This window comes from Rahnella aquatilis CIP 78.65 = ATCC 33071 (assembly GCF_000241955.1).
Classification (GTDB): Bacteria; Pseudomonadota; Gammaproteobacteria; order Enterobacterales; family Enterobacteriaceae; genus Rahnella; species Rahnella aquatilis.
In genome coordinates this window covers 1,232,680-1,257,980 of sequence record NC_016818.1, presented here as the reverse complement: position 1 = coordinate 1,257,980, position 25,301 = coordinate 1,232,680, and the positions used below count along the sequence as shown (strand labels likewise).

At 53.3% G+C, this 25,301-nt stretch carries 20 protein-coding genes, 6 tRNA genes and 2 pseudogenes; 13 read left to right on the top strand and 15 right to left on the bottom strand.

Annotated elements, in window-relative coordinates:
- Positions 1-74: 74 nt before the first annotated feature.
- Both alaC and RAHAQ2_RS05830 read right to left on the bottom strand, forming a co-directional pair.
- Positions 75-1,334 (bottom strand): alanine transaminase, encoded by a 1,260-nt coding sequence (gene alaC / locus RAHAQ2_RS05835; protein WP_015696345.1) that lies wholly within the window; start codon positions 1,332-1,334, stop codon positions 75-77.
- 117 nt (positions 1,335-1,451) lie between these two features.
- Positions 1,452-1,991, bottom strand: a complete 540-nt coding sequence (locus RAHAQ2_RS05830) for a GNAT family N-acetyltransferase (protein WP_015696344.1) — start codon at positions 1,989-1,991, stop codon at positions 1,452-1,454.
- A 114-nt stretch (positions 1,992-2,105) separates the two neighbouring features.
- Between RAHAQ2_RS05830 and RAHAQ2_RS05825 the strand changes: the two genes are divergently transcribed.
- The 3 genes and pseudogenes from RAHAQ2_RS05825 to RAHAQ2_RS26180 all read left to right on the top strand — a co-directional run.
- Positions 2,106-3,824, top strand: a complete 1,719-nt coding sequence (locus tag RAHAQ2_RS05825; protein ID WP_015696343.1) for a sensor histidine kinase — start codon at positions 2,106-2,108, stop codon at positions 3,822-3,824.
- Positions 3,825-3,889: 65 nt separating this feature from the next.
- Positions 3,890-4,244, top strand: a pseudogene (locus RAHAQ2_RS26185) (response regulator); the annotation flags it as partial.
- 89 nt (positions 4,245-4,333) lie between these two features.
- Positions 4,334-4,660, top strand: a pseudogene (locus RAHAQ2_RS26180) (LytTR family DNA-binding domain-containing protein); the annotation flags it as partial.
- Between the two features lie 242 nt (positions 4,661-4,902).
- On the opposite strand, the gene RAHAQ2_RS05815 reads toward RAHAQ2_RS26180, so the two are convergent.
- The 3 genes from RAHAQ2_RS05815 to glk form a co-directional block, all read right to left on the bottom strand.
- Positions 4,903-5,730 carry an IS3 family transposase gene (locus RAHAQ2_RS05815; RefSeq protein WP_238532073.1) on the bottom strand — a complete coding sequence of 276 codons (828 nt, stop codon included), beginning with the start codon at positions 5,728-5,730 and terminating at the stop codon, positions 4,903-4,905.
- The gene (locus RAHAQ2_RS05810) at positions 5,730-6,236 is read right to left on the bottom strand and encodes a transposase (RefSeq protein WP_015696340.1); all 507 of its coding nucleotides are present in this window, start codon (positions 6,234-6,236) and stop codon (positions 5,730-5,732) included. Before RAHAQ2_RS05810 ends, RAHAQ2_RS05815 begins: the two co-directional genes overlap by 1 nt.
- A gap of 203 nt (positions 6,237-6,439) precedes the next feature.
- Positions 6,440-7,405 (bottom strand): glucokinase, encoded by a 966-nt coding sequence (gene glk, locus RAHAQ2_RS05805; RefSeq protein WP_015696339.1) that lies wholly within the window; start codon positions 7,403-7,405, stop codon positions 6,440-6,442.
- 218 nt (positions 7,406-7,623) lie between these two features.
- On the opposite strand from glk, the gene RAHAQ2_RS05800 reads away from it, so the two are divergent.
- Positions 7,624-8,886 (top strand): ion channel protein, encoded by a 1,263-nt coding sequence (locus RAHAQ2_RS05800; protein ID WP_015696338.1) that lies wholly within the window; start codon positions 7,624-7,626, stop codon positions 8,884-8,886.
- On the opposite strand, the gene RAHAQ2_RS05795 is transcribed toward RAHAQ2_RS05800, so the two are convergent.
- Positions 8,883-9,581, bottom strand: a complete 699-nt coding sequence (locus RAHAQ2_RS05795) for an aspartate/glutamate racemase family protein (protein ID WP_015696337.1) — start codon at positions 9,579-9,581, stop codon at positions 8,883-8,885. The two genes, RAHAQ2_RS05800 and RAHAQ2_RS05795, sit on opposite strands and share 4 nt — an antisense overlap.
- Before the next feature lie 102 nt (positions 9,582-9,683).
- Complete coding sequence (locus RAHAQ2_RS05790) at positions 9,684-10,157, bottom strand: multidrug/biocide efflux PACE transporter (RefSeq protein ID WP_015696336.1); 474 nt, start codon at positions 10,155-10,157, stop codon at positions 9,684-9,686.
- A gap of 144 nt (positions 10,158-10,301) precedes the next feature.
- Here RAHAQ2_RS05790 and RAHAQ2_RS05785 point away from each other — a divergent pair, with 144 nt between their 5' ends.
- On the top strand, positions 10,302-11,189 hold the full coding sequence (locus tag RAHAQ2_RS05785) for a LysR family transcriptional regulator (protein WP_015696335.1): 888 nt from the start codon (positions 10,302-10,304) through the stop codon (positions 11,187-11,189).
- On the opposite strand, the gene RAHAQ2_RS05780 is transcribed toward RAHAQ2_RS05785, so the two are convergent.
- Positions 11,178-12,836 (bottom strand): alpha-keto acid decarboxylase family protein, encoded by a 1,659-nt coding sequence (locus RAHAQ2_RS05780; RefSeq protein ID WP_015696334.1) that lies wholly within the window; start codon positions 12,834-12,836, stop codon positions 11,178-11,180. The genes RAHAQ2_RS05785 and RAHAQ2_RS05780 overlap by 12 nt on opposite strands.
- A gap of 328 nt (positions 12,837-13,164) precedes the next feature.
- Here RAHAQ2_RS05780 and mgrA point away from each other — a divergent pair, with 328 nt between their 5' ends.
- Both mgrA and RAHAQ2_RS05770 read left to right on the top strand, forming a co-directional pair.
- A complete protein-coding gene (gene mgrA / locus RAHAQ2_RS05775; protein ID WP_015696333.1) occupies positions 13,165-14,154 on the top strand; it encodes an L-glyceraldehyde 3-phosphate reductase in 990 nt (329 codons plus the stop codon).
- Between the two features lie 159 nt (positions 14,155-14,313).
- The gene (locus tag RAHAQ2_RS05770) at positions 14,314-14,748 is read left to right on the top strand and encodes a DUF2502 domain-containing protein (RefSeq protein WP_037038488.1); all 435 of its coding nucleotides are present in this window, start codon (positions 14,314-14,316) and stop codon (positions 14,746-14,748) included.
- A gap of 74 nt (positions 14,749-14,822) precedes the next feature.
- Here RAHAQ2_RS05770 and RAHAQ2_RS05765 read toward each other — a convergent pair whose 3' ends face one another.
- Entirely contained in the window at positions 14,823-16,052 is a 1,230-nt protein-coding gene (locus RAHAQ2_RS05765) for an Nramp family divalent metal transporter (RefSeq protein WP_015696332.1), read from the bottom strand.
- Positions 16,053-16,468: 416 nt separating this feature from the next.
- Here RAHAQ2_RS05765 and RAHAQ2_RS05760 point away from each other — a divergent pair, with 416 nt between their 5' ends.
- Complete coding sequence (locus RAHAQ2_RS05760; protein ID WP_013574449.1) at positions 16,469-17,656, top strand: NupC/NupG family nucleoside CNT transporter; 1,188 nt, start codon at positions 16,469-16,471, stop codon at positions 17,654-17,656.
- A 138-nt stretch (positions 17,657-17,794) separates the two neighbouring features.
- Here RAHAQ2_RS05760 and RAHAQ2_RS05755 read toward each other — a convergent pair.
- Positions 17,795-17,870: transfer RNA gene (locus tag RAHAQ2_RS05755), tRNA-Ala, on the bottom strand.
- A 71-nt stretch (positions 17,871-17,941) separates the two neighbouring features.
- Positions 17,942-18,017 (bottom strand) — tRNA-Ala (locus RAHAQ2_RS05750).
- 353 nt (positions 18,018-18,370) lie between these two features.
- Between RAHAQ2_RS05750 and RAHAQ2_RS05745 the strand changes: the two genes are divergently transcribed.
- Entirely contained in the window at positions 18,371-19,162 is a 792-nt protein-coding gene (locus tag RAHAQ2_RS05745) for a formate/nitrite transporter family protein (protein WP_015696330.1), read from the top strand.
- A gap of 90 nt (positions 19,163-19,252) precedes the next feature.
- Here RAHAQ2_RS05745 and gltX read toward each other — a convergent pair whose 3' ends face one another.
- Positions 19,253-20,671, bottom strand: a complete 1,419-nt coding sequence (gene gltX / locus RAHAQ2_RS05740) for a glutamate--tRNA ligase (protein ID WP_015696329.1) — start codon at positions 20,669-20,671, stop codon at positions 19,253-19,255.
- 263 nt (positions 20,672-20,934) lie between these two features.
- On the opposite strand from gltX, the gene RAHAQ2_RS05735 reads away from it, so the two are divergent.
- The 4 genes from RAHAQ2_RS05735 to RAHAQ2_RS05720 all read left to right on the top strand — a co-directional run bounded on the left by RAHAQ2_RS05735 (position 20,935) and on the right by RAHAQ2_RS05720 (position 21,334).
- A tRNA-Val gene (locus RAHAQ2_RS05735) sits at positions 20,935-21,010 on the top strand.
- A gap of 46 nt (positions 21,011-21,056) precedes the next feature.
- Positions 21,057-21,132: transfer RNA gene (locus RAHAQ2_RS05730), tRNA-Val, on the top strand.
- A 43-nt stretch (positions 21,133-21,175) separates the two neighbouring features.
- A tRNA-Val gene (locus RAHAQ2_RS05725) sits at positions 21,176-21,251 on the top strand.
- Between the two features lie 7 nt (positions 21,252-21,258).
- A tRNA-Lys gene (locus RAHAQ2_RS05720) sits at positions 21,259-21,334 on the top strand.
- Between the two features lie 110 nt (positions 21,335-21,444).
- Here the strand turns inward: RAHAQ2_RS05720 and eutC are convergent.
- The 3 genes from eutC to eat are packed head-to-tail and all read right to left on the bottom strand — an operon-like array spanning position 21,445 to position 25,079.
- Positions 21,445-22,254, bottom strand: coding sequence for an ethanolamine ammonia-lyase subunit EutC (eutC, locus tag RAHAQ2_RS05715; RefSeq protein WP_015696328.1), 810 nt, complete (start codon positions 22,252-22,254; stop codon positions 21,445-21,447).
- Between the two features lie 11 nt (positions 22,255-22,265).
- Positions 22,266-23,648 (bottom strand): ethanolamine ammonia-lyase subunit EutB, encoded by a 1,383-nt coding sequence (locus RAHAQ2_RS05710; protein ID WP_015696327.1) that lies wholly within the window; start codon positions 23,646-23,648, stop codon positions 22,266-22,268.
- Between the two features lie 21 nt (positions 23,649-23,669).
- Positions 23,670-25,079 carry an ethanolamine permease gene (eat, locus tag RAHAQ2_RS05705; RefSeq protein ID WP_015696326.1) on the bottom strand — a complete coding sequence of 470 codons (1,410 nt, stop codon included), beginning with the start codon at positions 25,077-25,079 and terminating at the stop codon, positions 23,670-23,672.
- Positions 25,080-25,301 lie beyond the last annotated feature (222 nt).

Sequence of the window (25,301 nt, the reverse complement as noted above, 5' to 3'; positions counted from 1 at the left end):
TGAAATAACCGGAATGGCGTTCTGAATCTGAAAACAGACAAAAGCCGGGCATCTGCCCGGCTTTTTGTTGTGCATCACGCGATAACCGTAGGATCCTGTTCCACAGGCGGTTCACCCACCGTTTTTTTCGGGGGCAACAAACCGTCTGCCCGGAACATCGCTTTGATGCCGCGTACGGCCTGACGGATCCGGTCCTGATTTTCGATCAGCGCGAAGCGTACATGCGTATCGCCGTAATCTCCGAAACCGATCCCCGGCGACACACACACTTTAGCGTCGGCCAGCAGCCGTTTGGCGAATTCCAGCGACCCTAAGTGCGCATAAGCAGGCGGAATTTTTGCCCAGACGTACATCGACGCTTTCGGGTTTTCCACCATCCAGCCCGCTTCATGCAGACCACGGACCAGCACATTACGGCGCTGACGGTATTGTTCGGCAATGTCTTTGACGCATTGCTGATCGCCTTCCAGCGCGGCAATCGCCGCCACCTGCAACGGCGTGAAGGTGCCGTAATCATGATAACTTTTGATACGTGCCAGCGCGCTGACCAGTTCAGGATTACCGACCATAAAACCGATGCGCCAGCCTGCCATGTTGTAACTTTTCGACAGCGTGAAGAATTCCACGGCAATGTCTTTTGCGCCCGGCACCTGCATGATTGACGGTGCTTTCCAGCCGTCGTACACGATGTCCGCATAGGCCAGATCGTGGATCACCAGCACGTTGTATTGTTTAGCCAGCGCCACCACGCGCTCAAAGAAATCCAGCTCCACGCACTGCGCCGTCGGGTTGGACGGGAAGCCGAGGATCATCATTTTCGGGCGCGGAATGGTTTCGCGGATGGCTTTTTCCAGCTCAGCAAAGAAATCCACCCCTTCGGCCAGCGGCACGGAACGCACCTGCGCACCGGCAATCACGGCGCCATAAATGTGGATCGGATAACTTGGGTTAGGCACCAGAACGGTGTCGCCATGATCGAGCGTCGCCAGCATCAGATGCGCCAGCCCTTCTTTCGAACCGATGGTGACAATAGCTTCGCTTTCAGGGTCTATCTCTACCTGATAACGGTCGGCATACCAGCGGGAAATGGCACGACGCAGACGCGGAATGCCGCGTGAGGTCGAGTAACCGTGAGTGTCTTCGCGCTGCGCAACCTGCACCAGTTTTTCCACAATGTGCGGCGGTGTCGGGCCGTCAGGGTTGCCCATACTGAAATCGATAATGTCTTCGCCACGATGGCGGGCGGCCATTTTCAGTTCAGCAGTAATATTGAAAACATAAGGGGGAAGACGATCAATACGTGAAAAACGACGGGGTGAACTGGAATCAGCCATAATTTCCTCTGGGATACGTAAGCGCCCGGACCGTCCGAGCGACGCTGGCCGCGTAACGGCCTTCAACGAACATAACGCAGAGGAAAATGGCTGTCGAGATACCGGGCACCTTTTTTTTCACTGCGGACGCGGATCAGTCGCCAGCAGCCCCAGCAGCCAGTCGTTTTTCCACTCATCGCCGATCCGGTAGCTGTCCCGCAGATGGCCTTCCATCCGGAATCCGCACTTTTCCAGCACGCGGCGCGAGGCGTCGTTACCTTCGAGTACATTGGCCTGCAGACGGTGAAAACCACACTGGTCAAACGCAAAGTTCAGCACTTCGCGCAGGGATTCCACGGCATAACCTTTGCGCTGATGCTCAGGTGCCAGAATGAACCCGACTTCGCCTTGTTTATAGGGCCGCCAGTCCGGGAAAAATCCGGTCAGTCCCACCGCCGCACCGGTTTCTTTTTCGCGGATCAGCAGGCACAACCAGAAATCACTGTAGCGATCCCAGTTTCCAAGACGCTGCTCAAAGCGGCTATGAACCTGCGCGTGGGTTTCGATATCGCCGATAAAACGCATGACGTCGGGGGTCTGATACAGCCGCAAGAAAAACGCCCAGTCATCAGCCTGGAGGGGCTGCATGATCAGCCGCGGCGTGGATAACAAAATCATGTCGGAATGTGCTCCTGTGTCTGCCGATGGTGAAAGTCTGACCTTTTACATATAATAACCGCTGAATCCATTTGGCACGCTTATCTTTCAATCGTGCAAAGAGTTTAATCTGCCATGCCTCACATGTTCGATATGCTGCTGGCGGTCTTTGACCGTGCGGCGCTGATGCTCATCTGTTTGTTCTTCCTCACGCGAACCCCGCTGTTTCGCAAACTGCTGCACAAAGAAAATGAAAACCATACGCCGCTGGAACTGACTGCGGTGACCGCCATTTTCTCGCTGTTCGCCATTTTCGGTACGCTCTCTGGGATCAACGTCGAAGGCTCGCTGATCAACGTGCGTACGATCGCCATCATGTCGGGCGGGATCCTGTTCGGGCCGTGGGTCGGGATCATTACCGGCCTGATTTCCGGTACGCACCGTTTCCTGATCGACATTCACGGGCCCACGTCTGTTCCGTGCCTGATCACCAGTATTACCGCAGGTTTCCTTTCCGGTTACATCAATAAAAAAGTTAAAAAATCGCTGCACTGGAAAGTCGGTATTCTGGGCGGCATGCTGTGCGAAACGCTGACCATGCTCCTGATTTTACTGATGGCGCGACCGTTTTCGCTCGGGCTGGATATCGTCATGAATATCGCCGCTCCGCTGATCCTCGGCGCCAGCTCCATCGGCCTGATTGTTTTGCTGGTGCAAAGTGTCGAGGATGAAAAAGAGGTGATCGCCGCCCGGCAGGCGCGGCTGGCACTGGATATCGCCAACAAAACGTTACCCTACTTCCGTAATATAGAAGGCCGTAATATTAATGCCGAATCGTTGGCCAGTATTTGCCGCATTATCCGCGAAGATATCGACGCCGATGCGGTGGCGATTACCGACACCAAAAACATTCTGGCTTACGTTGGTGTGGGGGCTGAAGAATATAATATCGGCCATGAAACGCTGAGTGAGATGACCAAAGCGACGCTGGAAAGCGGTGAAATTACGGTGAAAAACAACGACGAAATGCACCGTACCCCGCAAATTCACTCGCTGATTATTATCCCGCTGTGGGAAAAAGGCGAAGTCACCGGCTCGCTGAAAATCTATTATTGCGACCCGCACCGCATCACTTATTCGCTGAAAGTGATGGCGATCGGGCTGTCGCAAATTATGTCGACACAGATGGAAGTCTCACGCACCGAACAGTTACGCGAGATGGCCAATAAAGCTGAAATGCGGGCGTTGCAGAGCAAGATAAATCCCCATTTTCTGTTTAATGCACTGAACGCGATTTCATCGTCTATCCGCGCCCGCCCGGACGTGGCGCGTCAGCTCATCATCAACCTTTCCCGTTATCTGCGTTATAACCTGGAACTGAATGACGAACTGATTGATCTGCGTAAAGAACTGCATCAGGTGCAGGATTACATCGCCATTGAGCAGGCGCGGTTCGGCAGCAAACTGACGGTGATTTATGACATTGATGACGACATTTCGGTGAAAATCCCCAGCCTGCTGATCCAGCCGCTGGTGGAAAACGCCATTGTGCACGGTATCCAGAAATGCAGCGGAAAAGGCGTGGTGGTGATTTCAGTGAAACATCAGACTGACGGTATCCGGGTGTCAGTAAAGGATACCGGCCACGGTATTAATCAGGAAACCATTGACCGTGTGGCGCGCAATGAGATGCCCGGTAACAAAATCGGCCTGCTCAATGTGCATCACCGCGTCTCATTGCTGTATGGCCAGGGCCTGACCATCCGCCGTCTTGAGCCAGGCACTGATATTTCGTTTGTCATTACCCGCGCGCCTGCAAACGTCGCGCAAGCCCCTGAGAGCAAAATAGCCTGACCGCAGGGACGCTTTTTTCATTTTACCCGCCCGCCTTTCGGGCCACCGCACCGGGGGATAATTCCGTGAAAGCTATTATCGTCGAAGATGAAATCCCGGCTCAGGAAGAGCTGAGTTATCTGATTAATACGCACAGCAGCATCAGCATTGAAGCGATATTTGATGACGGGCTGGATGTGCTTAAATACCTGCAATCACATGAAGTGGACGCGATTTTTCTCGATATCAGCATCCCTTCCCTTGATGGCGTATTACTGGCGCAAAACATCAGTAAGTTTGCCCATAAGCCTTATATCGTGTTTATCACCGCCTATAAGGAACACGCCGCAGAAGCCTTTGAAATCGAAGCGTTTGACTACATCCTTAAGCCTTATCACGAGTCACGTATTGTCACCATGCTGCAAAAGCTGGAGTCACATTTTCGCCGGGATAAAGCGCTGGCAGTGAAGGAACCGGGCGATAAACAGGAAGGTATTGCTCCCGTCGCGGGCAGCACTGCGCGTGTCAGTCACAGCATCAATCTGATCAAAGATGAGCGGATTATCGTTACCGACATCAACGATATTTATTACGCCGCCGCGCAGGAAAAGGTCACGCAGGTGTATACCCGCAAAGAAGAATTCACCATGCCGATGAACATCACCGAATTATGCAACCGCCTGCCGGAAGAGCATTTTTTCCGCTGCCATCGTTCCTATTGCGTGAATTTGTCGAAAATCCGCGAGATCGTGCCGTGGTTTAACAACACCTACATTTTGCGGTTAAGTGATCTGGATTTTGAAGTGCCGGTGAGCAGAAGCAAGGTGAAGGAATTCAGGCAGTTAATGCGGTTTTGATGGTGGGCTTAACGTTTTTTGCCCCTTCCCTTGCGAAGGGGAGGCCGGGAAGGCGTTTTAAGGGCTAACAATGAGTTAAAGCACACTTCAACTTATTGATTTTTAGCTTAATACCCCACCCCAACCCTCCCCTTCGCAGGGGAGGGAGCCGATCGAGTTTTGTTTCCAGCTGCGAAGAAATGGAACAGGTTTTCTTGCTCCTCCCCCTGCTATGAACTGAACCCCTAAACTTGGACACCAGGTTAGTGCAGGGGGAACATTTGAGTCCGGTAATCTGCTGGACTCATTCCACCCAACTTCATCTTTATTCTATCGTGGTTATAGTAAGCGACATACGCTTCTATCGACTCAGCCAGTTTTTCCCTGCTCTCGAACTTATAACCGTGGAACATCTCCGTCTTCAACACCGCAAAAAAGCTTTCCATTGCGGCATTGTCATAGCAATTGCCTTTTCGCGACATGCTCTGTCTTATCCCTGCCTCTTTGAGCCTTTTTTGCCACGAAGGCATCCTATATTGCCAGCCCTGATCGCTATGTAGAATGGCTTTTTTTCTGACGTAACCTGATGTAAGTAAATCATTTAGCATCTTTTCAGTCAGCTCGAAAGTCGGCCGCGTACCTATACTCATCGCGATGATTTCTGCATTGTATAAATCCATGACCGGCGATAAATACAGTTTATCCCCGCCCACATTGAACTCGGTAACATCCGTCACCAGCTTTACCCCCGGTCCGGAGGCGTTAAATTTCCGTCTCAGCAGATTGGGCGCTGGCGCCATCCCGATATCGTCCTTATAACTCCGGTATTTTTTAGGCCGCACCCGCGCCTGTACATCCATTTCCCGCATCAGGCGGAACACCTTTTTATGATTGACCCGCACGCCCTGATTGCGCAGTTCTAACGTGACGCGGCGATAGCCATAGCACCGCTTGTGGCGGACGGCCAGTTGCCCGATGGCGTCACATAACGTCACGTCATCCCCGGCTTGCTCCCGCGATTGCCACCAGTACCAGGTGCTTCGTGGCAACCTCGCAGATTTCAACAGATCCTGGAGACGGTGTTCTCCGATTAATGCCCTGATGGCGTGGATTTTTTCTTCCGTTCTGTTTTTGACTTCATCAGGGCGTCGAGCTTTTCGTTGTAAGCGCGTTCAGCACGCAGATAGCGCACCTCTTCCAGAAGCTCGGCAGGCGTCATGTCTTCAGGCTTTATCTCAGGTTTTTGCGTTTTCTGCGCCATGTTATTCCTCTCTTTCAGAGCTGGAAAAGCTGAGTTTTTAGCAGCCAGGATCCAGCGTTTGATTGTCTGATAATCAGCAATATTAAATCGGGCGGCGGCAGAACGCATAGAAAGATGTTCGCGAAGAGTCACATCGACGACATGAGCACGAAACTGTTCGGAATAGATGCGAGTCGCCTTACGAAAAGCCTGCTCACCGTGAAATTGATAGGCAGCAGTCCATGCACGAAGTGAGGATGCCGGAACGTGATATTTGCGGGCGGTAATTTTGAAGCCATCGTGGCCGTCAAGATAGTGCCTGACGGCTATCATTTTGATTTGAAAATCGTACTTCATACTAAACTCCGAATGAGGATTAAAACGTCCAACATTCGGGGTTCAGTTCACTAAGGGGGAGGTCGGGAGGGGGTTTTAAGGGCTAACACCTTGCTAAAGCACACTTCAACTTATTGATTTTGAACTTAATACCCCACCCCAACCCTCCCCTTCGCAGGGGAGGGAGCCGATGGCTTTCTACTTCATTCCCTTCGAGGGGAAACCTAGATTGTCATGCCGATAGACTGACGCAAATAAGCCCCTGCCCCGAGTAATCCCGGTTGATCGTGGGTGATCAGGAATACCGGAATATCCATCAGGTAATCTTTGAAGCGACCTTTATCTTCAAACGCGGCGCGAAAGCCCGAGGCTTTGAAGAATTCCAGGAAGCGCGGAACGATGCCGCCTGCAATGTATACGCCGCCGAAGGTCCCCATGTTCAGCGCCAGATTGCCGCCAAAACGTCCCATGATGACGCAAAACAGTGACAGTGCGCGGCGGCAGTCCAGATTTTCATCCGTCAGTGCCAGCTCAGTCACGTCTTTTGGTCTGAAGTTTTCCGGTACGCGGTTATCTGATTTGACGATGGCACGGTAGAGATTCACCAGGCCCGGACCGGAGAGAATACGCTCAGCAGAAACGTGTCCCAATTCGGTACGCAACTGCTCAAGAATGATGTCTTCTTCTTCACTGTTTGGCGCGAAATCAACGTGACCGCCCTCGCCCGGCAGGCTCAGCCATTGGTTATTGGCATGGATTAAGTGCGCCACGCCCAGCCCGGTGCCCGCACCGTAAATGACTGCCGGTTTGCCGTCCTGCGCTTTTTTACCGCCGAACTGCAACAGGTCATCTTCTTTCAGCATCGGGATTGCCATAGAAACGGCAGTGAAATCGTTGATCACTTCCAGATGTTGCAGACCGAGGTTTTTCTTCATTTCGGCAATGGAAAAGGCCCACGTATGGTTGGTCATGGCCACCCAGTCGCCGGTGATCGGGCAGGCGATGGCAATACAGGCATCTTCAACATCCTGATGCTGCTGCGCGAGGTACTCACGCACCACGGCTTCGAGGCTGTCGTAATCCAGCCCGGAGAAAGTCTTAGACTGAGAAATCTCGCCGCTGTCCAACGCGCAAAGCGCCAGGCGGCAGTTGGTGCCCCCGACATCGCCCACCAGGGAGTACTTGGTCATGTTATTCTCCGCAAAAGTAAATTCATTATGCTGCGCATCCGCGCCAAATTCGTGTGGGCAAAATAGCGGTAATTGCTATACGCTGCAACGCAGTTTTGAAGCAACCCACATTTATGCAGCATGCCACACAAAATAATGTCGACAGCCCGCAAACCGACTTTGCCGGGATTCATCTAAGCTATCAGAGCAAACAAAATTATAAATAAGGAAATACGTGCATGTTCCATCCCCGCGCCAGAGTTATGTTAGCTTTTGCCCTGCCCGCGATCATTATTGGTGTGATGTCCAGTCTGGTTCTGGTCTTCGTCATGATGATTTCTGGCGCGCTGCAAAACCTGCTGTGGGGGAACATTCCCGCCGTGCTGAATATCAATACACAATCCGCCAGCTGGACGCTGTTTATGCTGACACTGACCGGCATTGGCGTCGGCGCCATCATTAAGTATATGCCAGGCCACGCCGGGCCGGATCCGGCCACGGAATCTCTGATTGGTGCACCGGTGGCACTGAATGCGTTACCGGGCCTGGCGCTGGCGCTGATGGTCGGTCTGGCCGGTGGTGTCAGCCTGGGGCCGGAACATCCGATCACGGTGATTAATATTGCGCTGGTGGCGGCTATAGGGTCCCGCTTGCTGCCCGCAGTGCCGACGACCGACTGGGTGATCCTGGCGGCGGCCGGCACTATCGGCGCGTTGTTCGGCACGCCGGTAGCGGCAGCGCTGATTTTTTCGCAAACCCTCGGCACCAACAAAGATGTGCAGTTATGGGATCGCCTTTTTGCGCCCTTGCTCGCCGCGGGTGCAGGTGCCATCACCACCGATCAGTTTTTCCAGCCCGATTTTTCGCTCAGCATTCCGTCGTATGACGCCGCCAGCCTGATGGATATTTTCAGCGGGTCGGTGGTGGTGCTGATTGCCATCGCACTGGGGATGATTGCCGTCTGGCTGTTCCCGCATGTTCACCGGATGTTTAATAATATTCAGAATCCGATACTGCGACTGGGTATTGGCGGGTTTGTGCTCGGTTTACTGGCGCTGACAGGCGGGGAAATCACGCTGTTTAAAGGGCTGGATGAGATGAAAGAGCTGGCGCATTCCAACGCGTTGTTTGAGATGGGGCCGCTGCTGGCGATCACCCTGACCAAACTCGCCGCGTTAGTGGTGGCGGCAGCCTGCGGTTTTCGTGGCGGACGTATTTTCCCGGCGGTGTTTGTCGGGGTATCGCTTGGTCTGATGCTGCATCAGTACGCGCCGGATGTGCCGGCAGCGGTGACCGTTTCATGCGCCGTCATGGGCATGGTGCTGGTGGTGACACGCGACGGCTGGCTCAGTTTGTTTATGGCCGCTGCCGTGGTGCCGGGGCTGAAGCTGCTGCCGTTGTTGTGTATCGTGATGTTGCCAGCGTGGTTAATGCTGGCCGGTAAGCCGCTGATGCAGGTGGCAAAACAGCGACTCAACCGGCAGGTCACAGAAGAAGATTAATCCTGCTTTAATGCAAACTCCGCCGCCGCCAGCGCATGAATGGCGGTGGTGTCAAAAACCGGTACGCTCGCGTCTTCCGCGCCCACCAGCAGGGTAATTTCGGTGCATCCGAGAATAATGCCTTCCACGCCCTGCTGTTCTAATTTGCCAATAATCCGCCGATATTCTTCGCGGGAATCATCCTTAATCAGGCCCAGGCACAGCTCTTCATAAATAATGCGATGGACAATCGCCCGGTCAGCTTCATCCGGCGTCACCACGTCAATCTGATGTTTTTCCTGCAAACGCCCGCGATAGAAATCCTGTTCCATGGTGAACCGCGTGCCGAGCAGACCGATTTTACGCAGCCCCTGGCCGGTGATTTTGTCTGCCGTCGCATCGGCGATATGCAACAGCGGCAGGCCACCGATACGTTCGATATCATCTGCCACTTTATGCATGGTGTTGGTACATACGACGATAACCTCCGCACCTGCACGCGCCAGTGAATTCGCGGCGTTACCGAGAATTTCACCTGCCTGCTGCCAGTCACCGGCCATTTGCAGCTTTTCGATTTCGTAAAAATCGACGCTGTAAAGGAACAGTTTGGCCGAATGTAATCCGCCCAGTTGCTGCTTTACCTGTTCGTTAATCATGCGGTAATACGGCACGGTGGATTCCCAGCTCATGCCACCAATCAATCCTAAAGTTTTCATCTGCACACCCTGTATTTTTCCAGATGGCAAAACCATAACCGACAAAAAGCCCGCGGACAAAGAAAATGTCGGCGGGCTTTTTTACACATTCAGCGATGCAAATTAATGTTTAGCCGGGCAATCCTTTGCCGCCATACGGCGGTTCATCCAGTGATGACGCAGGGTGTCATACACCCAGTTGTACGCCACGGTATACGGCAGGAAGAACAGGAAGAAACCCATCTCCAGCATAAAGGCGTCCGGCAGGCTGATGCCCAGCCAGAGTGCCGCAACCGGCAGGCCGATGAGGATAAAGCCCCCTTCGAAGCCCAGCGCGTGCGCCACGCGGATTTTAAATGTCCGCACCACGCGGGAAACCGGCCAGAATTTGTCAAAGAGGCTGTTATAGATAATGTTCCAGACCATCGCCGTGGTGGACAGCATGATCGCCAGCGCGCCCATCTCCCAGACCGGTTTGTTCAGCGCCCAGGCTGCGGCGGGGGCTGAAATCAGTACCGCGATTGTTTCAAAACCTACCGCATGAAAAATGCGTTCGCCGAACGTTTTCTGAGAGATATTCCGTGTTTGCTTAGACATAAAAACCTGCCTGATTCCTGATCGTTGTTACGTGAACTGTTACGTGACGGTTGTCACAGGCGGTCATTATCATCACTAAATAAGATAGATAAAAGATAGAATGTATCGATAAAATAGATGGATTGAAATCAGAAGGAGAACAGGATGCGCTATTCACCGGAAGCCCTGATGGCTTTTGTCGAAGCGGCGGATACCGGATCGTTTTCGGCAGCAGCGCGTAAGTTGCGTAAGAGTCAGTCCACCGTCAGTACGGCCATCGCCAATCTGGAAGTGGATTTGGGCATTACGCTGTTTGACCGCCAGAGCCGCCAGCCGGTGCTGACACCTGCCGGGCAACGCGTACTCAGCCACGTTCAGGCCATTCTGGCGGCCAGCGAACGCCTTGATGAGCTGGCGGTGCGTTTATCGACGCAGGTGGAAACTCGCCTGACGTTCGTGCTGTCGGATACTTATCAGCCAACCCACCACGAGGCACTGCTGCGCCGGTTTGAACGCCGTTATCCTGATATCGAATTTGAATGCCAGATCGCCGAAGATCAGGACGTGATCGACCTGTTGCAGTCCGGCCGCGCCCATATCGGCATGGTGGAAGTGCAGGCGAGTTATCCGCCGGACATTGGCGTGGCGCGCTTACCGGAACAAACGGATATGTCGGTGTTTTGCAGCCGTGAGCATCCGCTGGCGAACATCAGCAATCTGCAACCGGAGCAGTTACATACCTTCCGCCAGCTTTGCCTGCAACCTTACAGCCGCCGTGAAATGCCCCGCGCGCAGGGGCAGATCTGGTCAGCGCCCAGCTATCTGATGTTGCTGGAAATGGCGGAACAGGGGTTTGGCTGGGCGACGTTGCCGCACTGGCTGGTGCAACAATTTGGCCATGACAAGCTGGTCAGCCTGCCCTTGCGCGGCTGGCCGAAGCAGATTTCCGTGGATGCGGTGTGGAGTAAAAATAATCAGCCGGGTCCGGCGGGTTGGTGGTTCATCGACCAGCTGACTGACCCGCCGTCACCGGAAACCGATCTATTGCCCTGAGTTACGCTTCGCCAGCGATTTAGACACTGAATTGAGCAAGTCAGGAATATCCATTTTCGGCAAAATAACTTCTATCCAGGCCATCTGTCGCCGTGCGGTGGCCTTTGTTATCGCCTCTTTCAGCGCCTGCGGCGAATCCGCCCGCGCACTGAACACTTCTGTACCGCCGAAGGCCGCCGGGAACTGTGTCCAGTTCCACCGGGCGATGTCGTTGTAGCGCTGGGTTTCACCGTGGATCGCCCGTTCAACGGTGTAGCCGTCATTATTAATCACAAAAATAATCGGCGGCAGACCATAACGGATGGCAGCACCTAATCCCTGCAGGGTCAGTTGTGCGGATCCGTCGCCAATCAGCAGCACGACCCGGCGATCCGGTACGGCAATCTGCACACCAAACGCGGCGGGCAGCGTGAAACCAATTGAGCCCCATAACGGCTGGACGACGAACTGGCAATCTTCCGGCAAACTCAGCGCCGCCGCCCCAAAACAGGCGGTGCCCTGCTCGGCAACCAGCACATCTCCCGGTTGCAGGAAATCCTGAATTTGCTGCCAGAAAGCACATTGCCCGAGGCGGTTATCGTGCGATAACGGCAATGCGTTGTGTTTAACGGGATAAGGCGTCCGGCCACAAGCCAGTTCTGCGGTGAGGCGGTGCATCACGCTGACCGTTTTTTCGAGCGGTAGCTGGTGGAAGATCTGATCGCCCACGCGGGCAAAAAAGGGCTGAAGGTCGATGCATTTTCCGGACGGCAGCTGCTGGGTAAAACCGGCGGTGATGGTGTCAGTAAATTTCACCCCGACCGTGATCACCACATCAGCCCCTTCAATCGCTTCTTTCGTTGATGGTGCGCTGGCGGCACCGGAATACGTGCCGGCAAAATGCGCCTGTTGCTCGTTAAATAAACCTTTGCCCATCAGCAACGTTGAATGGGCCAGCGGCACTTCTTCCATCCACTGTTCCAGCGCCTTTTTAACCTTGAAGCGGTCTGCCAGAAAATCCGCCAGCAGTGAAACCCGTTTTGCGCCCCGCAACTGCGTTTCAGCGGCAGCAACAAAAGCATCCAGAGAAGAAGGTGAGAAAGGCGGCTGACGTGCAGGTAGCGCATGCGCACGGGTACTGACCGGCAGTGCGGCCACGTCGCTGGGCAGCAACAGATACCCCGGACGCGAGCTGTACATCACTTCTTCAATCACCCGGTCGATTTCAGCCAGGGCATTTTCCGGCGTGAGAGACGCCTGCGCCACGCTGACCGGCGCGGACATTCGCATGAAATGACTGAATTCGCCATCCCCCAGCGTGTGATGCAACAACTCGCCTTTACGCTGAGACGTCAGCGCTGGCGCCCCCACGATATGCACAACGGGCACATATTCCGCATAACTACCGGCAATGCCATTCAGCGCGCTCAGTTCGCCGACACCAAACGTCGTCAGCAACGCTGCAATACCTTTGGTACGCGCATAACCATCTGCGCCATAGGCGGCATTTAATTCATTGGTACAGCCGACCCAGGTGATTTGCTGATGATTAATCACGCTGTCGAGGAATTTCAGATTGTAGTCACCCGGCACACCAAACAACTCGGAGATCCCGCTGAATGATAAGCGATCTAAAAGATAGTCACCTACGGTGTATTCATTACTCATGACGATCCTCTGTTAAAAATAAAGTAAACAGTTAATCCCACTGATATCAGTATTACTCCAAACAGGGGAACAGGACATTTATTATTCGAAATAAGACATGGCAACGCAGAGTTACACCCCTGCACTGCGTTAATGCAGGGAAGCGGATCCAGCAGTAAAGGTAATATGCAGGAAGAATAGTCACGGTAATCAACAGTCCTGGGCGTAAGGATTGCTCCGGATGTGATCTGATTAGCTGGAAATGCTTGTGAAAGCGCATACACTAAAATTGGTTTTTTATGACATTTATAACCTTCTGTTCACTTCTGAATTTATTATAAGGACTCACATGGTGTATCAAGCCAGTCCAGCCCGTTACGAGAATATGGAATACCGTCGCTGTGGCCAGAGCGGTCTGAAACTGCCCGTTGTTTCCCTTGGCCTGTGGCATAACTTCGGCGATAACGCCCATTTTGAGAATGGCCGGAAGCTGATCCGCCATGCTTTCGACCATGGGATCACCCATTTCGATCTGGCCAATAACTACGGCCCGCCTCCGGGTTCAGCGGAGCAGCATTTCGGCCGCATCCTGCAGGAAGATTTATTGCCGTACCGCGATGAACTGATTATTTCCTCCAAAGCCGGTTACACCATGTGGGACGGCCCGTACGGGGACTGGGGTTCAAAAAAATATCTGGTTGCCAGTCTGAATCAGAGCCTGAAACGTATGGGGCTGGAGTACGTGGATATTTTCTATCATCACCGCCCTGATCCTGATACACCGCTGGAAGAAACCATGGCGGCGCTGGATCTGATCGTGCGTCAGGGCAAAGCACTGTACGTCGGTTTGTCGAACTATCCGGCAGAACGCGCGAAAAAAGCGTTTGAGATTTTGCAGCAACTCGGCACGCCGTGCCTGATCCATCAGCCGAAATATTCCATGTTCGAGCGCTGGGTTGAGGCTGATCTGCTGGATACGCTGGCGGATAACGGCGTCGGGTCTGTCGCCTTCTCGCCACTGGCAGGCGGCGTGCTGACTGACCGTTATCTGGCGGGCATTCCTGAAGATTCCCGCGCCGCCAGCGGCAGTAAGTTCCTGACTGCGGATCAGCTGACGGAAGATAAGCTGGCGAAAGTGCGTAAGCTGAATGATATTGCGCAGGCGCGCGGTCAGAAACTGTCGCAGATGGCGCTGGCATGGGTTCTTCGTGGCGACCGCGTGACGTCCGTCCTGATTGGTGCCAGTAAAACCAGCCAGATCGACGACGCCGTGGGCATGATTGCCAACCGCCATTTTAGTGCAGAAGAGCTGACGGCGATCGAAGGTATCCTGGTGTAAACGCTTACCTGAATGAGCAAAAAACGCGCCTTTATGGAGAGTGTGTAAGCTTTGCGTTAAGGCGCGTAAATCATTCAAAACAGGATTGTAAGCAATAGAATGACGGCCCTCTTCCCCTTATAACTGTCAGCATAAATTATAAGGATTCTGGGGCCACTCATGTTAAAACCGGTACTTTTCGCAACATTGTTCTTTGCCCTGCTCCCTGCGGCGGTACCCACCGTGCAGGCCAGCAGTTTCAGCCTGAATACGCCGGGCCTTTCTATCAATATCGGTGACCGCGACAGGCGGGGTTATTACTGGGACGGCTATGACTGGCGTAACCCAAGCTGGTGGAACGGCTATCGGGGTCACCACTATGGTGCACGCAGCCCGCGCGGCTATTACTGGGATGGTTATCGCTGGCGCGATCATGGCTGGTGGAACGAACGCCATCCGCCACGTCGTCCGATGCCACCGCCGCGTTATTATTACAGCGACCACGGGCGTGCGCATTATGATCACGGCCGCGGGCCGGATCGGGGTCGGGGACATGACCGGGGGCACGGTCATGATGATCACCGGGGCGGCGGACATGGCGACCACCGCCATTAATCAGCTGAATAAAACAAACAAAAACGGGACAGCGCAAACTGTCCCGTTTTTGTTTGCCTGTCACTGCGCAGGCGTTATTTCAACATACCGATCAGCAGATAAAGGTTAAGGCTGACGACGATCAGCACGATGATCCTCCCGGCCCACTGCACGGTTCTAGTATTCACCATATCGCCCATCAGGCTGCGGTTACCGGTAAAAGCCAGCAGCGGCAGCAACGCCAGCGCAATCCCGAAGCTCAACAAGACCTGGCTCATCACCAGAATGCGTGTGGCATCTAATCCCATCAGGATCACAATAAAAGACGGCATCATAGTCACCGTACGGCGAACCCACAGCGGAATGTAGAATTTCACGAACCCCTGCATCACCACCTGCCCGGCCAGCGTACCGACCACTGTTGAAGATAAACCGGCGGCCACCAGACTCAGACCAAAGGTAGTCGCAGCGGCATGACCCAGCAACGGTTGCAGCGTCAGATAGGCTTCATCCAGCTCGCTTATCCCGCTGTGTCCGCTGAAATGGAATGCCGCCGCTGCCGTCGCCATCATCGCCAGATTTACGAAACCGGCAATGGTCATAGCAATACCGACATCCAGCTTGGTGGCTGAATAGCGCTGTGCTTTAGAGGCCTTGCCGCCCCGCTGAGTCAGCGAGGAATGCAGATAAATGACGTGCGGCATAATGGTCGCACCGAGCACACCGGCGGCCAGATATACCGAATCGGCGGTCGGCAACGCAGGGATCAGCATGCCTTTACCCAGCGCAATCATGCTCGGCTGCGAGAAGAACAACTCAACGATATAAGCCGCCGCGACAAAAAGGAGTAAACCGGCGATCACCAGTTCCAGCGGTTTTTGCCCGCGTTTTTGCAGCGCGAGGATAATAAAGGTGGCAATCCCGGTGAGCACCGCGCCTTGTAGCAGCGATACGCCGAGAAGCAATTTGAAGCCAATGGCGGCACCAATAAATTCGGCCAGATCGGTGGCCATGGCGATAATTTCTGCCTGTACCCAGTAGGCCCAGACGGCCGGGCGCGGGAAACGATCGCGGATATGTTCGGCCAGGTTTTTGCCGGTGGCGATACCGAGTTTGGCAGACAACAACTGGATCAACATCGCCATCACGTTGGCCCATACCACCACCCACAGCAACTGATAGCCATAAGAGGCACCGGCCTGAATGTTCGTCGCAAAGTTGCCCGGATCGATATAACCGATGGCGGCAATGAAGGCCGGTCCCATCAGTGAAAGCTTCATCTTTCTGGACGCGCGGCCTGTGGATTCGGCCCGGCTGTTGAGCATAGTGAGTTAACCCTTACAATTATTACGCTTACATCAATCATATCCAATTGATAATGATTATCAAGTGCATTTAGAATGTTCTGAGTGATTACTCTGATAGGCAGCAGCGGTAAGCGGGCAGGTAACAACGCAAAGGTGATTCGCTCACCCGACTTCAGAAAGACAGACGCATCATACTTTCCTAAAACAGACATTAACGGGCCAGATTCAGAACGCATTACGGCAGATGATAAAACTAGCACAGGAATGCTAATTGTGCTTAGTTTTATTAACATCTTGATTTTTTGTGTGATGGGCCGTGATTTGTTGCAATTCGTCCCTGTAATTTCTATATTTGCAATCGACTTCACGTTTTAAATGTACGCGTTACATAAAATGACCGTCGAAATATAGCCTGCCTCTAATTTGGAGCACCCATGTCCCGAATATTGCACTTTGTATTAGCGTTGGCCGTTGTCGCTGCACTCGCTTTACTGGTGAGCCGTGACCGGAAAAATATCCGTTTACGCTTCATCGTTCAGCTGTTGGTCATCGAAGTCTTGTTAGCCTATTTCTTCCTGAATTCTTCTGTTGGTTTAGGTTTTGTGAAAGGCTTCTCAGACTTGTTTGAGAAATTATTAGGATTCGCTGCGGAAGGGACCGGCTTCGTATTTGGAGGCATGAGCGATAAAGGATTAGCGTTCTTCTTCTTGAAAGTCTTGTGTCCGATCGTGTTTATTTCTGCATTGATCGGTATTTTACAACACATTCGTGTACTGCCTTTCGTCATCCGTATTATCGGTACGGTTCTGTCGAAAATTAATGGCATGGGAAAACTGGAATCTTTCAACGCCATCAGCTCCCTGATTTTGGGTCAGTCAGAAAACTTTATCGCGTATAAAGATATTCTGAGCAAAATGTCTGAAAAACGCATGTACACCATGGCAGCCACCGCGATGTCGACGGTTTCTATGTCGATTGTGGGTGCGTACATGACCATGCTGGAACCGCGCTTTGTTGTTGCTGCGCTGGTGCTCAACATGTTCAGTACCTTCATCGTGCTGTCGTTGATCAACCCTTATAAAGTTGATTCAGAAGAAGACCTGCAAATCGGTAATACGCATCAGGGTCAGAGCTTCTTTGAAATGCTGGGTGAATACATCCTGGCAGGCTTCAAAGTGGCTATCATCGTTGCAGCCATGTTGATTGGTTTCATCGCACTGATTTCCTGCCTGAATGCGTTGTTCGACGTGGTATTCGGTATTACTTTCCAGGGCGTGCTGGGTTATGTCTTCTATCCATTCGCATGGATGATGGGTGTGCCAAGTCACGAAGCCCTGCAGGTAGGCAGCATCATGGCGACCAAACTGGTTTCCAATGAATTCGTTGCGATGTTGGATCTGCAGAAAGTGGCCACTGAACTGTCACCTCGTGGCGTGGGCATCCTGTCCGTGTTCCTGGTGTCTTTCGCGAACTTCTCTTCGATCGGTATCGTTGCCGGTGCTATCAAAGGCCTGAACGAACATCAGGGCAACGTGGTTTCCCGCTTCGGCCTGAAACTGCTGTACGGTTCAACGCTGGTCAGCGTGTTGTCTGCTTCTATCGCGGGTCTGGTACTGGCGTAGTAAGCAAATACAGAACGACAAGAAAAGGCGCTCCGGCGCCTTTTTTTATGTCTGCGATTCGCGCGCTGTAATAACAGGAAAGAGCAATGACAAACCGCAGAAAGCAAAAAACCCGCCGAAGCGGGTTTCTTTAATATTTGGTGGAGATAAGCGGGATCGAACCGCTGACCTCTTGCATGCCATGCAAGCGCTCTCCCAGCTGAGCTATACCCCCACACGAGGTCGTACATATTTACTTTTTGTTTCCCTGGGAAGGAAACAGCCAACTTACTCTGGAAAGGAAGTTGGTGGAGATAAGCGGGATCGAACCGCTGACCTCTTGCATGCCATGCAAGCGCTCTCCCAGCTGAGCTATACCCCCAATTCATACCCGTAAAAACGGGTGAACGGGGCGCATAATATGAAACGTCGCTACCCCTGTCAACGGCTAAATCCGTTTCTCAATTCAAGCGCTGAAAAAGCCGCCAAATCCCCCATTCCACAGGGAAAAATCCCCTGCCCTGCGGGAAATTTTCAGACAGACGCTTTGTTTTACAATTTACCCGCCAGCCCGCCTTCTTCCTAGCTTTCTGATCTGCTTACGCATTTCCTTAACATCTATGTCCGAATGATTAATGAAATGTTAGCAGACTATGATAATCGCCTTGTTTTGAGATAAATCTCAGAATAGACTGCTCGCGCAATAATCATAACTTACACCATTCGAGCACTCCCATGTCCTTGTATTCACCTAAAGAAATCGCATCCATCGCCGTCACAGCGGGCGTTAATAAAAGCCGCGCCACCGTGTTGAATTTGTTAATTTTGGGCTTTCTGGCTGGCGCATTCATCGCCACCGGTTTCCTGCTGGATCTGCATGTAATAGGGACGTTACCTGCATCCTGGGGTTCATTCAGTAACTTGCTGGGCGCAGCCGTCTTCCCGGTAGGCATCATTCTGACCGTGTTAGCAGGGGGAGAACTGCTGACCGGTAATATGATGACCTTACCTATCGCCTGGTTCGCGCGCCAGATAAGCCTCTATGCCGTTCTACGGAACTGGTTCTGGGTCACTGTCGCTAACCTGCTGGGCAGCCTGGCAGTGGCCTATTTCTTCGGCCACGTTCTGGGGCTGACGGAAGGGGCTTTCCTGAGCAAAACCGTGGCAACCGCCACCGCGAAGGTCAACGCGGATTTCATGCACGCGTTCATTTCCGGTATCGGCTGTAACTGGCTGGTGTGTCTGGCAATCTGGCTGGCCTTCGCCAGTAAAGAAGTCGGCGGCAAAGTGATCGGCATGTGGTTCCCGGTGATGGCGTTCGTGGCCATCGGTTTCCAGCACGTGGTGGCAAATATGTTCATCGTGCCTGCGGCAATCTTTGCCGGTGCGCTGAGCTGGTCTGAATACCTGCCTAACTTCGTGGCCGTATTCCTCGGTAATGCCGTCGGTGGCGCAGGCTTCGTTGGCCTGATGTATTTCCTGGCCTACCGCCCGACCATTGAAACACCGGCGACTGAACAACGTTAATTAAGACGTTTCACGCTTACGCTTTACGGAAAGTAAAAAAGCCAGCCGGTTTCCCGTGCTGGCTTTTTTATTACAGCTCTTTAGCGATGATTACTGCGCTTGTGTTTCACGCTCAGCAATGAAGGCTAATGCCATATCGATACGCGCCAGTACGCGGCTCTGACCGATAGCGTGAACGGTGACGTCAACACCCGGCGACTGACCGGCGCCCGTTACCGCAACGCGCAAAGGCATCCCGACTTTACCCATCCCCACTTCCAGTTCATCCGCCGTGCCCTGAATAGCATGGTGAATGTTCTCAGCGGTCCAGTCAGTGATGGCGGCCAGTTTGGCGCGCACCACTTCCAGCGGCTGACGTGCAACCGGACGTAAATGTTTCTTCGCCGCATCCGCATCAAACTCTGCAAAATCTTCGTAGAAGTAACGGCAGGATCCGGCCATCTCTTTCAGGGTTTTGCAGCGCTCACCCAACAGGGTCACGATTTCAAACAACTGCGGGCCGTTACGGGTTTCGATACCCGCCTGCTCCACATGCCACAACAGATGGGTCGCCACGTAATGCGGATCCATCGTATTAATGTAGTGGTGGTTCAGCCATTGCAGTTTTTCAGTGTTGAACGCGCTGGCAGATTTGCTGACGTTTTCCAGTGAGAACAACGCTTTCATTTCGTCACGGCTGAAAATTTCCTGATCACCATGAGACCAGCCCAGGCGCACCAGATAGTTCAGCAGCGCTTCAGGCAGGTAACCGTCATCACGGTATTGCATCACGCCCACTGCGCCATGGCGTTTAGACAGTTTTTTACCGTCATCGCCCAGAATCATAGAAACATGCGCGTAAACCGGTACCGGTGCACCCAGCGCTTTCAGAATGTTGATCTGACGCGGGGTGTTGTTGATATGGTCTTCGCCACGGATAACGTGGGTGATTTCCATATCCCAGTCATCCACGACAACGCAGAAGTTATAGGTCGGGGAACCGTCGGTGCGGCGGATGATCAGATCGTCCAGCTCATCATTGCTGAATTCGATCGGGCCGCGGATCTGGTCGTCAAAAATGACCGAACCTTCCTGCGGGTTACGAAAACGTACGACGCACGGCTCATCCGCTGCGTGATGTTCATGGCTGTCGCGGCAATGGCCGTCATAACGAGGCTTCTCGTTATTCGCCATTTGTTCTTCACGCAACGCTTCCAGACGTTCTTTAGAGCAATAGCATTTATAAGCCGTGCCGTTTTCCAGCATCTCATCAATCACGGCGTTATAACGGTCAAAACGTTTGGTCTGGAAATACGGGCCTTCATCCCAGTCCAGATTCAGCCAGTTCATGCCATCCATAATCGCGTCGATAGCTGCCTGAGTGGAACGTTCGAGATCGGTGTCTTCGATACGCAGCACAAACTCACCGCCAAGGTTGCGGGCAAAGAGCCAGGAATAGAGCGCGGTACGGGCGCCACCGACATGCAGATAGCCGGTCGGGCTTGGGGCAAAACGGGTTTTGATTTTCATCAGGGTGCAACCTTAATCACGCAACGCTAAAAAACGTCGCTATCAATTAACAAAAAGTGGCTGACATTCTACCACTCTGCCCTGATTCCTCAACGCACAACCAGGGGCTGTCGGGGGGTTTAACGCCATGAATGCGTAAAGAATCGACTACGCGGGCGAGAAACCCGTCAGGTTGACTAAAAATAAGCCGAACGAACATTTTTGTTTTTAAAAAGCGTTGACGTAATTTCAAGTATCCCTATAATGCGACTCCATCACGACGGGGGCGATTAGCTCAGTTGGTAGAGCATCTCCTTTACACGGAGGGGGTCGGCGGTTCGAGCCCGTCATCGCCCACCACTCTTTAAGAGTGCCGCGTTGTGATAAGTAGGAAGAATTGAGAAATGGGCGATTAGCTCAGTTGGTAGAGCATCTCCTTTACACGGAGGGGGTCGGCGGTTCGAGCCCGTCATCGCCCACCATTTCTCAGCACGTTTCTTCTTACAGAGGGAAGTACCCAGAAGTGGGCGATTAGCTCAGTTGGTAGAGCATCTCCTTTACACGGAGGGGGTCGGCGGTTCGAGCCCGTCATCGCCCACCACTTCTGCGGGCCGTTAGCTCAGTTGGTAGAGCAGTTGACTTTTAATCAATTGGTCGCTGGTTCGAATCCAGCACGGCCCACCAATTCAGAAAGAAGCGCCTTACAGGCGCTTTTTTCGCATCTGTAGTCCGAAGAAAAACCGTGATGGAGGCGAACCAGCCGCTGGTTCGAGCCAATTCCCCTTCTCTCACCACTATTCTAATTTAAACATCGGCACGACTTTATTGTGCAGCGCCGGGTTATCGCTTTCATCTTTCAGATTCACACCCGACAACTGACGATGGAAGGACTGCTCAAGCAGCCACGCGAGTTTAAAAGCCGCCTGCGGATAATTGAGCCCTTCCGGTCGCACATTGGAGATACAATTTCGTTCTGATTCCAGCCTCTTGGTATGCGGCCCCCAGGTCATATAAATGCCTAAACTGTCGGGAGAGGACAATCCCGGACGTTCGCCGATCAAAATCGCCACCGCCTTCGCTTTCATCACCTGCGCAATATCATCGCCCAGTGCCACCCGCGACTGATGCGCCAGCACCACCGGCCCGATTTTCAGCTCCAGCGTACGCAGATACGGTAAAAGCGCGGCAATCAGCGGTACGGCCTGCCGGTGCACGGCTTTCGATGACAAACCGTCAGCGATGACCAATACCACGTCGGCAGGCTCCGGTGCCAGACGCTGTAATGCCTGACGGCTGTTCTCTGACAGTTTGCGGCCAAGATCAGGACGACAAAGATAGGTCGCCCTGTCCGGTGCCGCACTGGCAACGGTCAGCGTTTCCAGCCCCAGCGCATAAAGCTCGGGTTCGAGCTTCTGGCTGTCGAATGGCTGATGTACAGCATCACGCGCCTGCGCATGCGCTAAACCAAAACGCAGCAACTCTTGCGTGGGTAAACTCGACCCTGTTCGTCCCAGCGCGATACGTGCGGCCGTAAACTGACGCAGTGTTTCCCAGGGGTTGTTATGCACCAGCGGCGATAATCCCTGCTCTTTTTCTTTATTCATCAGCACAGACCTCAGCTCAGTTGCGGCAACTGACGCAGTAACGGATGCGAGGCACGGGCATCCTGCAACGCGCCCTGCGGATCGATAATTTTCATTTTCTCCAGCCACACGGCAAATTCCGGCGCATGTTTCAGCCCGAGTAATTCGCGGATGTATAACGCGTCATGGAAAGAGGTGCTCTGATAATTGAGCATGATGTCATCCGCGCCCGGTACGCCAATCAGGAATGTCAGCCCGGCGGTGCCCAGCAGCGTCAGCAAGGTATCCATATCATCCTGATCCGCTTCGGCATGGTTGGTGTAACACACATCGCAGCCCAGCGGCACGCCCAGCAGTTTGCCGCAGAAATGGTCTTCCAGCCCCGCACGGATGATTTGTTTGCCGTCATACAGGTATTCCGGCCCGATAAACCCCACCACGGTATTGATCAGCAGCGGCGAAAAATGCCGCGCGATGGCGTATGCCCGCGCTTCACAGGTTTGCTGATCTACGCCAAAATGCGCATTGGCGGATAAACAACTTCCCTGCCCGGTTTCGAAATACATCACGTTGTCGCCGAGCGTGCCACGTTTGAGACTGAGCGCCGCCTGTTGCGCTTCCGCCAGCAGCGCCAGATTGATACCAAACCCGCTGTTCGCCGCTTCGGTACCCGCTATCGACTGAAACACCAGGTCAACCGGCGCACCACGCTCCACCAGTTTGATGGTGTTGGTGACATGCGTCAGCACACAGGACTGCGTGGGAATTTCAAAGCGCGTAATGATGTCATCGAGCATGTAATTGAGATTTTCCAGCAGCGGTAAGCTGTCACTGGCGGGATTAATACCGATTACCGCGTCACCGGAGCCATACAACAAGCCATCGAGCATACTGGCAGCAATGCCCTGTAAATTATCGGTCGGATGGTTCGGTTGCAGGCGCACGCTCATGTGCCCCGGCAGCCCGATGGTATTGCGGAACCGGGTGATCACCCGGCATTTTTTAGCCACCAGGATCAGATCCTGATTACGCATCAGTTTGCTCACGGCAGCTGCCATTTCCGGCGTGATCCCGCGGGCGACTTTTGCCAGCACAGCGCTGTCGGTTTTTTCACTCAATAACCAGTCGCGGAAATCCCCGACGGTGAGATGCGAAATCGCGGCAAACGCCGCGACATCATGGGTATCGACAATCAGCCGCGTAACTTCATCATCCTCATACGGCACCAGTAATTGTTGCAGGAAGGTTTTGAGCGGCACCTCAGCCAGCGCCATTTTCGCCGCCATCCGCTCTTCAGCGCTGGCGGCAGCCACTTCAGCGAGATAGTCGCCCGACCGTGCGGGCGACGCCTTTGCCATCAGTTCGCGTAAATCCTTAAACTGATAGCTTCGGTGACGTAATGTCGTCAGAAACATAACACTCCTTAGCACAGCGGATTATTTGCTGCTTTTAGCGGACACCGGGCGCAGGCCACGTAATTGCGGATCTTCGGCGGCATCCGTCCGCGCCTGATGGGTGATGCGGAACCAGGCATACGCCAGCAACATCATGGCCGCAAAGATCAGAAACAGTAAGGTGTTGTAGTAAATCATAGCGATCAGACAGACGACTGCCAGCACCAGCGCCAAAGCCGGTGCAAAAGGATAGAGCGGCGCACGGAACGGACGGATTAAATTCGGTTCGCTGCGGCGGAGTTTAAACAGCGCAGCCATCGAAATGATATACATCACAATGGCGCCAAACACCGACATTGTCACGATATTGGCCGTCAGTGGCTGACCGCCAATCACGATCAGTGAATCTGAGAAAATAGCCGCGATGCCAATAACGCCTCCCGCGATAATACCGAGATGCGGTGTCTGGAAACGGGCGTTGACGCTCGCCAGGCGTTTAGGCAAATAACCTGCCCGTGCCAGCGCGAAGATCTGACGGGAATACCCCATGATAATGCCGTGGAAAGAGGCAATCAGGCCAAACAATCCCAGCCAGACCAGCATATGCAGCCAGCCACTGTTGCTGCCGACAATCAGTTTCATGGCCTGCGGTAACGGGTCGTTAATGTTCGACAGTTTGGTCCAGTCGCCCACACCACCGGCAAACAACATCACGCCAAGCGCCAGAACGGTCAGGGTCAGAATACCGCCGATAAAGGCTTTCGGAATGGTACGCTGCGGATCTTTCGCCTCTTCGGCGGCCATTGATGCGCCTTCTATCGCCAGGAAAAACCAGATAGCAAAAGGAATGGCCGCAAAAATGCCGGAAAACGCCGCCGGGCTGAAGGTGTCGCTGCCTGCCCATCCGCCGTGAACAAAGTTCGACATTTCAAAGCCCGGCGCCACCACGCCCATAAAGACCAGCAATTCAAAAATTGCCAGCAACGTGACCAGCAGCTCAAAGGTAGCGGCGATACTGACACCGAGAATATTGAGCACCATAAATATCAGATACGCGCCCACAGCCACCCATTTCGGCTCAATCGACGGGAACTGCACATTGAGATACGCCCCGATCGCCATCGCGATAGCGGGCGGCGCAAAAACAAATTCCACCAGCGTCGCGAAACCCGCCACAAATCCACCGGTTGGCCCGAACGCCCGGTAAGCGTAAGCGAAAGGTCCGCCCGCGTGCGGAATTGACGTGGTAAGTTCGGTAAAGCTGAAAATAAAGGCGCAATACATGGCCGCTATCACCAGTGCGGTGATAAGAAAGCCCAGTGTACCTGCCTGTGCCCAGCCGTAACTCCAGCCAAAATATTCGCCGGAGATAACCAGCCCGACGGCGATGCCCCAGAGTTTAAAGCTCCCCAGTGTGCGTTTTAAAACGGGTGCAACTTTCGTGGTTTGCATAAATGATCCCCTGCCCGGTGATAATTCAATTTTGTAAGAAGAGAAAATGCGTCAGCCTTGCCCATTATTTGTGTTGCAAAGTTTGATATTGCAAAGGCTGTACCACATAAGAAACCCATAGCAGGCGCGGCCTGTAGCCGTATACAGCGGAGGATTGCGACATTTTAGCGCGCTGCCGGAAGCCGCATCTCCGAAATGGTGCGTTGGAAAAGCATCACAAAA